We start from the raw sequence: 8,354 nt of genomic DNA on the forward strand, positions 1-8,354 counted from the left end.
CGAGGGTTGTGTACTCCTACGCTGCCATCGTGTTTGATCATCAGATAGTTCCAGGCAGCCCGCACGATGGGGTCGCTGAGGGTGAATACCTGGCGTCCGCCGGGGGCTTCGCGAATTTCAGCCACCTGCGAAATCAGCTCGCCTCCCCCAGCCATTCTGAACCGGAAGGCAATCTGACCACCGACTGTTTGCACGTCGGCCAGAGCGGCAATTTGGTTGCCGTCCACGGCAAAGTTGTCGGTGGATGTGCCTCGAGCAGCATCAAATGCCCGCACTACCCGGATGTTGCCGCGCACTTCCAAAATGCGGGAAAACATCACCGAGCGAAGCCGCGACATCAGATGAGCGGTTGGCCGCTGCACCACCTCTTTTTCCATGGCCTTCCCGTGGCAGTTGGAGCACGAATTCTCTACCGCCACGAATGTGTGCGGCTCCGGGTTCATGGTCATATGGCAGGTGGTACAGGACGCACCCGTAAAGAACGCGTGTGACGAGTTTCTAACATCTGAGGTGTCGTTAACAAAGAAAAAGTTTCTACCCACCAGGGTATCGGTCTGGGCGGCCTGGTGAGGTCCAATATAGCTGGGGCGGGTCTCCTGGTTCCAGGTTATGCGCCCGTTGCGGGTGTTGTGGCAGGTCATGCACAGCGCACCTTCGGCCACCGCCGCTACCGAGAACCCCGAGGGTAGATGGAAGGTGTCGTTTACAATGCGCAGATCACCTCGGTCGGTATGGCAGGTGCTGCACGAGACTGGCTTCACGGTTCCTCGCGTCAGGCCCAGCCCGGTTAGATGAGCAACGGTAGCATCCCTTCCGTCGGGACCCTTGATGGGTCCGGGGTCGCCTCGTAAAAGCTGAGGCAGCCAGGCTCGAAAACCCTGATCACTGTGGCAGCGTGCACAGCTTGCTGCCCCGGCCTGCCGGGCTTCCACGGTTGCTTGATCCATGGTGGTGTTTACATTGTTGTGACGGCTGCCCTCCCATTGCTTTCTAATTTCAGGATCCTGGTCTTGAGAAAACACGAACAAACCGCCGATAGCCACAGCTGCTACCAGTACCGCTCGGCCACGCCTTTGAAGGTTCACATTTCTCACCTTGCCCTTCGAGCAAGACACTACATTTTTTTATGCGCTTTGACAATGAGAAATGCCTCTATATTTTTCATTGCAATTGAGCTACAATATCGGTTCAATTATTTGCGTGGTTGCGGCGAGGTCTGAGGGCTGGTTCTGCGCTGGACTCGGGTTAGAGTGAATTATGTTGTGGGGGGAGATTTCTCCGCCTTCTGAGCATGGTTATGCCGTAGACTCTTTAGTCCAGTCGCCAGGCCGATTTGCTGGCCACCCGGGATATTTCTCCCTATACACGTTCCGGGGTTCGTGCCACCATTGGCGAATGTTTGGTATTCGGGACCGGCAACTGGGCGTACTGGTAGGGTTGATGTTTGCCCCCTTTGCCCTGCAGTTGTTGGGCTGGGCGGGTACACCGCTGGGAGCGGGGCCCTGCGGGGCCATTGGGATGGATCAACTGATGCTCGAGCAGCCTCAAGCCTTTTTTTATGCCCAGATCATGCTGTGGGGCATTTCGCTCCTGATGGCTACCGGTTTTTTTGTCCTGATGCTGGGTTTCATGCACAATGGCCTGATCCCAAAATCCCAGGCCCGGCCTTTCCTGCTGGTCGCACTGGGGGTGGGAGGTTTCACAGCCCTGATTTACATTCTGACCCACACCTGGGGGCTACCCGCACCCAGCCCACTGGGGTGGTTGATAAGCGGGGCCGAACCCACCGATGCCATCGGAATTCTGATTTTGTTGGCGCTGATCGCACAGATCGGTCTGACCTTGCGCTGGCTTGGGCAAGCCGAGGTAGCCTCGCCCCAGGCCCATCAGTCCAGGGTTATTTGAACCAGGCTATTTTTTAAAACCCGCTAAATTAAGAATCAAATGGAAGAGTCGTGGCTGGATCGGTGGTTGCTCGGGCGCTTTCGCAGCGCACACACCGCAAGTTTTGGCAAGCTCTCGGCCCTGCCAGGCTATGCCGGGCTTATTGAGGAAATGCGCGAGGTCATGCGTACTTATAGCCCCACCGACTTCCAGCACAGCATTCTCCAGACCTACCGGGCGTTCTTCACCACTCCCATCCTGAGCCTGGGCCGCTTCCTGGTAAAAGCTGCGCCCAGCGCGGCCCTTACCCTGCTGATGTGGTGCACACCCCTGGCCTATCGCTTTCTGGTGGGCAGGTTCAAGCCCATCGCGCAAAACCAGATTCGCATGAGTCGGTGCAAGTTTGCCGAGCAGGCCGGCGTCGAAGCCTGTCTCAGAGCCTGTAAGCAGCCCACCGAAAACTTTTTCCGCGAAGCGCTCGAAGTAGAGCTACGCCTCGAGCCAGACCACAGCACTCTTTCCTGCACTGCCGAGCTGGCCCCACTCACCGACCCCCAGCGGCGTTTGCAGTCTTAGAAGATTTAACTCCCAGCATCTGCAATTTTTCATCCCGAGGCAATAGAATCTAAATCATGCAAAGAACCCTTTTCGTTGCGGTTGCTTTTCTGGCAATGGTCATAGCCGCCGTGCTTTTCCTGGTGCTCAGGCCCCAGCCCTCCGCCGGTGTGGCTGACGCAGCCAAGGGGGCTCGCTTTGTCATCGGAAACCCCGATGCCCGGGTGACGGTGGTGGATTTTTCCAACTTCCTCTGTGGCCACTGCCGCGACCACTCCAACAACGTCTTGCCCCTCATCAAGCGTGACTATATAGATACCGGTAAGGTGCGCTACATTTTCCGCGATTTCCCGTTTGGGGGCCAGGAAAATGTGATTCGGGCTGGCGAGGCCGCTGCCTGCGCTGCCGACAACAATCTGTATCTCGAATACCACTCAGCCCTCTTCCGGGCGCAATTGCAGTGGGCGGGTTTTAGCGGCGAGACCCTGGACCGCTACTTCACCGACCTTGCGGCTCAGATCGGCATGGCCCCCGCGACCTTTTCAGACTGCCTCAAATCGGGCAACAAGCGGGCAGGAGTACTCGCCGACCAGAGGCTTGCAGGCGACCTGGGGCTTACCGGCACCCCTAGCTTCTTTGTGAATGGAGAGAAATACACGGGTCAGCGCTCCTACGATAGCTGGCGCGAAATTCTGGATCGGGCCCTGGCCGCTCAACCCGCTGGGAACGATCCGGCTGGATCCAGTAGCCCAGCCAGGCCCTGACCTTCTGGTCAACCGGCTCCACCCCCCCGACGCCTTCAGGAAGCCTGGCGCAGACGGGCTTCCTCGAGGGCCTTTAGAGGTTTGTCGAGGTGGGGCAGATCGAGAACCACTTCCAGGATCCCCGAACCCGGCAGCTCGAACATCAGCTCGACCATGGTTTTTTCGATCACCGCCCGCAAGCCACGCGCCCCCGTTCCGCGCTTGAGGGCCCTACGGGCAATTTCACGTAGCACCCCCGGCGTGAAGCGGGCTTCGATACCTTCCATGCGCAGCAACTCCTGGTACTGGCGTATGAGGGCATTTTTGGGCTCGGTCAGGATACGTACCAGGGCTTCCTCGTCCAGGGCCTCGAGTTGCACCATCACCGGCATCCGGCCCACAAACTCGGGGATCAGGCCAAAGCGTACCAGGTCTTCGGGAATGGCCTCGAGTTTTTCTTCAGTTTTCTTGGGGCGGGTAAAACCGATGGGGTTCTGGTCTACCCTCGAGAGCACAATGCGCTCGAGGCCATCAAAGGCCCCTCCCAGAATGAACAGAATGTGCTTTGTATTGAGGGTAATGAACTCCTGGTGAGGGTGTTTGCGCCCGCCCTGGGGGGGAACACTGGAGAGGGTGCCCTCCACAATTTTGAGCAGGGCCTGCTGTACTCCCTCGCCCGAGACATCGCGGGTCAGGCTGGGGTTTTCTGACTTGCGGGCAATCTTGTCAATTTCGTCTATGTAGATAATGCCCTTCTCGGCGGCCTGAACATCAAAATCGGCAGCCTGCAAGAGGCGTAGCAGCACGTTTTCCACGTCCTCACCCACATAACCGGCCTCGGTCAGGGTGGTGGCATCGGCAATGGCAAAAGGCACGTCCAGCATCCGGGCCAGGGTCTCGGCCAGCAGGGTTTTGCCGGTGCCGGTGGGGCCGATCAAGAGCACGTTGGACTTCTGCACCTCGGCCTCGGGGTGCATCAGACGCTTGTAATGGTTGTATACCGCTACCGAGAGGGTTTTCTTGGGCATCTCTTGCCCGATCACATACTGGTCCAGGAAGCCCTTAATCTCCGCGGGCTTGGGCAGGTGGCTAGGCGCCGCAAAGCCTTGCCTGGGCTCCGCCTCCAACAGGTCGCTGGCCCGCTCCACACACTCATTGCAGATAAACACTTCGCCCAGCGGTGACTCGATCAGATGGGCCACCTCGGGGTGTTTGCGCCCACAGAAGCTACAAGAAGGTTTACTGCGTCTCACGGCTAACCACCTGATCTACGAGTCCATAGTTTGCAGCCTCTTCGGCGGTGAGGTAGTAGTCGCGCTCGGTATCACGCTCGACTTTTTCCAGAAGCTGGCTGGTATGACGGGCAATGATGGCATTAAGAACCTTGCGGGTTTTGAGAATTTGCTCGGCCTGGATGGCAATATCGGTGGCTTGTCCGCCCAATCCTCTGGCCCAGGGCTGGTGAATCATGACCTTGGAGTTTGGCAGTGCGTAGCGCTTGCCCGGCGCCCCCGCCGCGAGCAAAACCGCTCCCATCGAGGCAGCCAGGCCCACGCAAATGGTCGAGACCGGGGCCGAGACAAACTGCATGGTGTCGTAGATCGCCAGCCCCGCATCCACATCCCCACCCGGTGAGTTGATGTACATACGGATTTCCTGGCTGGGGCTTTGGGCGGCCAGAAAGAGAATTTGCGACACAATGGTATTGGCTACCGAAGAGTCTATGGGCGTACCCAGGAAAATGATGCGGTCTTTGAGCAGGCGGCTATATATGTCGTAGACCCGCTCACCACGGGCCGTCTGTTCGATGACGTAGGGAACAACCATATCGGCTCCATTCTATGCCCGAATGCCGGGCCAAGAGGGCGTTGGCGCACACACAACCTGCCTATAGCCAATAGCTTACAGCGCTGCCTATAGCCAATAGCTTATAGCGAATAGCTAAAAGCCAAAAGAGATAGCTAGTAGCTCATAGCCTGTAGCGGATAGCCAAGAGAGGTGGCTATCGGCTATCAGCTTTCAATTCTCTCGAGCGCCATGAACAACGCTTTGTCGTGCAGGCGCTGGATACGCAGGCGGGCAACTGCCTCCTGGCCGAGTTCACTCTGCAGGCGGGCCGGAGTGGTGCGGTAGGAACGGGCCATTTCGGCCAGGAACTCATTGAACTCTTCCGGGTCCAACTCCGTTTTGAGACTCTCCGAGAGGGCCTCCACGGCCAGCGAGCGGCGCAGGCGCCTGGTAGCGCTCACGGTGAGGTTTTGCTGGAACTCCTCGAGCTTTCCGTCTTTTTCAAGCTGAGCAATATACTCGCTCAGCTCGAGTTTCTGCTGCTTGAGATCCTCGGCGAGGCTTTGCAGCAGGCTTTGTTCCTCGCGGGCCTGCATGGTGGGCGGAATTTCCGCTTCGATGGCCTCGCCGAGTTTATCCAGCAACTGGCTGGCCCTGGCATTGCGAACCTCGCGCTCAAACTGAGCCTTGAGGCCCTCACGAACCTTACCCGTAAGGGCTTCTAAACTGTCCTCACCCACCGTTTTGGCGAATTCGTCATCGAGTTCGGGCAGTTGGAGGGCCTTGACTTCCAGAACCCTGGTCTTGACCTCGCGGACGATGGTTTCGCCGTCCTTGACCGGCACCATCACCTCGTCACCTGCTTTCTTGCCCAGCAACACCTCGTGCACATGGGGTTGCGCATTCTCCATCACCACCGGGAAGCGCCCCCCGTCGTCGGTCTCGATGAAAACATTGTCTTTTTCCTGGACTTCCCGATCCACTGCCAGCATCTCGCCATAGCGGCTGCGTAGCTCGTCCAGGGCTCGGTTCACCACCTCGTCGGTCACTTCGGGGGTCTCGACCTCGAGCCTGAAGCGTTGCCAGTCGGGCAGCCGGACCTCGGGGTAGTTCTCGACTTCAACGGTGTAGACAAAGGGCTGTCCAAAGGTCAGGTTTTCTTCCAGTACCCTGGCCCCCACCGGCATCAATGACAATTCCTGGGCAGCCTTGGGAAAGGTCTCGTCTCGCAAGGCCTCTTTTACTTCGTCCAGCAGAGACTCCTTGCCAATCCGGGCCTCAATCACCTTGGCCGGAGCCTTGCCCGCGCGGAAACCGGGTAGCTTGACCCGCCCGGCATAGTTGTTTAGCAGCGATTGGTAGGTCTGCTCGACCTGGCCGGCTGGAACCTCAACTTTTATTTTCACTTTGTAGCCTTCTCGCTCCAGAATTTCTGCCACAACACACCTCAAGTTCGACCCGTGGGGTCGCCAAGCATACAGTGTACAACCCCTGGAGGGTTTTTCGTACACCCCGGTATGCCTTATCTCCCCCTCTCCTTCCAGGCAGCCAGTGAGGGGCCAGCAAGTCCAATTTGATTTATGGGTGGGCCGGTAGCGGCAGCCATCCCTTTTAAGGGCACGGGGGACAACCGACCCTATATACCCCCTACAGGTATGTTGTAGGGTGTTCTCGTAGGAGAAGATATGAAGACGATCCTGGTAATTGGCGGAAACTTTGGCGGGATGACCAGTGCCTTCGAACTGAAGCGCAAGTTGGGCAAAGCTGCTCGAATTGTGGTGGTCTCGAGGCAGAAGGAGTTTGTTTACATCCCCTCGTTAATCTGGGTTCCTTTTGGCCGGCGCAAGGTTTCAGATATCACTTTCGAAGCGGAGAGCACCTTCACCCGTGGCGGAATCGAGTTTATTCATGGCGAGGCTACCCACATCCAGCCAGAGCAAAACGAGGTCAGGCTGGCGGACGGAAAGGTCATTGGCTATGACTTCCTGGTGGTGGCTACCGGCGCGAGGCTGGTCTGGGATGCGGTGCCGGGATTAGGGCCAAAGGGCTACTCCCACTCCATCTTCACCCCGCCTGATGCCGAAAAAGCCTACGAAGCCTACCAGAAATTCCTGCAAAACCCCGGCCCGGTGGTGATCGGGGCGGTTCCCGGGGCCAGCTGTATGGGTGCTGGCTACGAGTACCTGTTCAACTTCGACCACCAGACTCGCAGAGCCGGCAAGCGCAAACAGGTCAGCATCACCTGGGTCACGCCCGAGCCACAACTCGGCCACTTTGGCATCGGCGGAATGGCCGGCGGCGAGTCCATGCTCAAGATGTTCTTCAGGATGCAGGGCATTGACTACCGCGCCAATGCGGCCATTACCGAGGTTCGCCCCGATGGTGTGGTGCTTTCGACTGGCGAAGTGCTGCCCTCGAGCTTCTCCATGCTGGTGCCCCCCTTCCAGGGGGTGGAAATGCTGCAAAAAACCCCCGAGCTGGTGGACGCCAAGGGCTTTGTGGAAGTCTCCGACGGCTACCAGAGCACCCGTTATCCCAACATCTTTGCGGTTGGGCTGGCGGCCAGGGTGCCCAACCCCTTCCAGGGCGACGTGGCCTTCGGCGTACCCAAAACCGGCTTTCCCACCGACGAGATGGCCAAGACCGCAGCCATCAACATCGTCGAAATTCTGCGTGGCAACCCCAGCAAGCTGCACTGCAAGCCCTTTGGTAAGATGCCGGCGGTCTGCGTGATGGATGCCGGCAACAAAGAAGTCATCATCCTGGGCAACAGCCTCTACCCGCCCCGCAAGTTCCAGATTATGCTGCCCAACATACTCGGCGACTTCAACAAGGTGCTGGTGGAAAAAATGCTGTTGCTCAAGTACCGCAATGGTTGGTCGTTCCTACCGTAGAGCGGTTCTAAAGACCACCCACTCCCCCAGTCCCCTGCTCTGCAGGGGAAACGTTCCTTACACGACCTCACCGACCCAAAAAACCCCGGACTGATCCGGGGTTATGGTGCGCGGAGGGGGATTTGAACCCCCACACCTTGCGGCACAAGATCCTAAGTCTTGCGTGTCTACCAGTTCCACCATCCGCGCAAGATCGGGCTCAGAGAACAGGGGTCAGAGATCAGCGCGTATTACCTGAACCCAGAACCCGGCTCCCTGAGCCCTGCACTGGGGTGAGCGATGGGATTTGAACCCACGACCCCTGGATCCACAGACCAGTGCTCTAACCTGCTGAGCTACGCTCACCATGCCGCGACAGCAGCAAAAAGTATTGTAGGCTCGAGGTTCCGGCGCGTCAAGAAGGATCCAGATGTGCGCTGGGTAGTCTGGAATCGGAGCTAGGCTTTTATCATATGCGGTATGGACGAGGCGAAAGGCATACCCAGCCCGA

The 8,354-nt window shown here is 58.1% G+C and carries 8 protein-coding genes and 2 tRNA genes; 4 read left to right on the forward strand and 6 right to left on the reverse strand.

Translation table 11 applies throughout. The features are described 5' to 3' along the window. Positions 1-947 (reverse strand): hypothetical protein (locus Q0288_RS01865; protein WP_299426302.1); only part of this gene is annotated, 947 nt, incomplete at its 3' end. A 448-nt stretch (positions 948-1,395) separates the two neighbouring features. Between Q0288_RS01865 and Q0288_RS01870 the strand changes: the two genes are divergently transcribed. The 3 genes from Q0288_RS01870 to Q0288_RS01880 are packed head-to-tail and all read left to right on the forward strand — an operon-like array spanning position 1,396 to position 3,203. Further along, positions 1,396-1,905, forward strand: coding sequence for a hypothetical protein (locus Q0288_RS01870; protein ID WP_299426305.1), 510 nt, complete (start codon positions 1,396-1,398; stop codon positions 1,903-1,905). Between the two features lie 39 nt (positions 1,906-1,944). Beyond that, entirely contained in the window at positions 1,945-2,460 is a 516-nt protein-coding gene (locus Q0288_RS01875; RefSeq protein ID WP_299426308.1) for a beta-carotene isomerase domain-containing protein, read from the forward strand. Between the two features lie 56 nt (positions 2,461-2,516). Further along, positions 2,517-3,203 carry a thioredoxin domain-containing protein gene (locus Q0288_RS01880; protein WP_299426310.1) on the forward strand — a complete coding sequence of 229 codons (687 nt, stop codon included), beginning with the start codon at positions 2,517-2,519 and terminating at the stop codon, positions 3,201-3,203. A gap of 35 nt (positions 3,204-3,238) precedes the next feature. Here the strand turns inward: Q0288_RS01880 and clpX are convergent, their stop codons facing one another. The 3 genes from clpX to tig form a co-directional block, all read right to left on the reverse strand. Then, entirely contained in the window at positions 3,239-4,435 is a 1,197-nt protein-coding gene (gene clpX, locus Q0288_RS01885; RefSeq protein WP_299426313.1) for an ATP-dependent Clp protease ATP-binding subunit ClpX, read from the reverse strand. After that, the gene (locus Q0288_RS01890) at positions 4,422-5,009 is read right to left on the reverse strand and encodes an ATP-dependent Clp protease proteolytic subunit (protein ID WP_299426315.1); all 588 of its coding nucleotides are present in this window, start codon (positions 5,007-5,009) and stop codon (positions 4,422-4,424) included. The genes clpX and Q0288_RS01890 overlap by 14 nt, the downstream gene beginning before the upstream one ends. Positions 5,010-5,194: 185 nt before the next feature. Continuing rightward, positions 5,195-6,409: a trigger factor gene (gene tig / locus Q0288_RS01895; RefSeq protein WP_299426317.1), complete on the reverse strand. Its 1,215-nt coding sequence runs from the start codon at positions 6,407-6,409 to the stop codon at positions 5,195-5,197. 246 nt (positions 6,410-6,655) lie between these two features. Here tig and Q0288_RS01900 point away from each other — a divergent pair, with 246 nt between their 5' ends. Continuing rightward, the gene (locus Q0288_RS01900; RefSeq protein WP_299426320.1) at positions 6,656-7,864 is read left to right on the forward strand and encodes an FAD-dependent oxidoreductase; all 1,209 of its coding nucleotides are present in this window, start codon (positions 6,656-6,658) and stop codon (positions 7,862-7,864) included. Positions 7,865-7,968: 104 nt separating this feature from the next. Here Q0288_RS01900 and Q0288_RS01905 read toward each other — a convergent pair. Both Q0288_RS01905 and Q0288_RS01910 read right to left on the reverse strand, forming a co-directional pair. After that, positions 7,969-8,053: transfer RNA gene (locus Q0288_RS01905), tRNA-Leu, on the reverse strand. A 79-nt stretch (positions 8,054-8,132) separates the two neighbouring features. Then, positions 8,133-8,209, reverse strand: a tRNA-His gene (locus tag Q0288_RS01910). Positions 8,210-8,354: the final 145 nt, after the last annotated feature.

The sequence above is a fragment of the uncultured Meiothermus sp. genome (assembly GCF_937863175.1).
Classification (GTDB): Bacteria; Deinococcota; Deinococci; order Deinococcales; family Thermaceae; genus Meiothermus.

Coding starts and splice junctions, on each gene's coding strand:
- Q0288_RS01900 (WP_299426320.1), top strand. CDS start 6,656: ATGAAGACGATCCTGGTAATTGGCGGAAACTTTGGCGGGATGACCAGT.
- Q0288_RS01890 (WP_299426315.1), bottom strand. CDS start 5,009: ATGGTTGTTCCCTACGTCATCGAACAGACGGCCCGTGGTGAGCGGGTC.
- Q0288_RS01880 (WP_299426310.1), top strand. CDS start 2,517: ATGCAAAGAACCCTTTTCGTTGCGGTTGCTTTTCTGGCAATGGTCATA.
- Q0288_RS01870 (WP_299426305.1), top strand. CDS start 1,396: ATGTTTGGTATTCGGGACCGGCAACTGGGCGTACTGGTAGGGTTGATG.
- Q0288_RS01875 (WP_299426308.1), top strand. CDS start 1,945: ATGGAAGAGTCGTGGCTGGATCGGTGGTTGCTCGGGCGCTTTCGCAGC.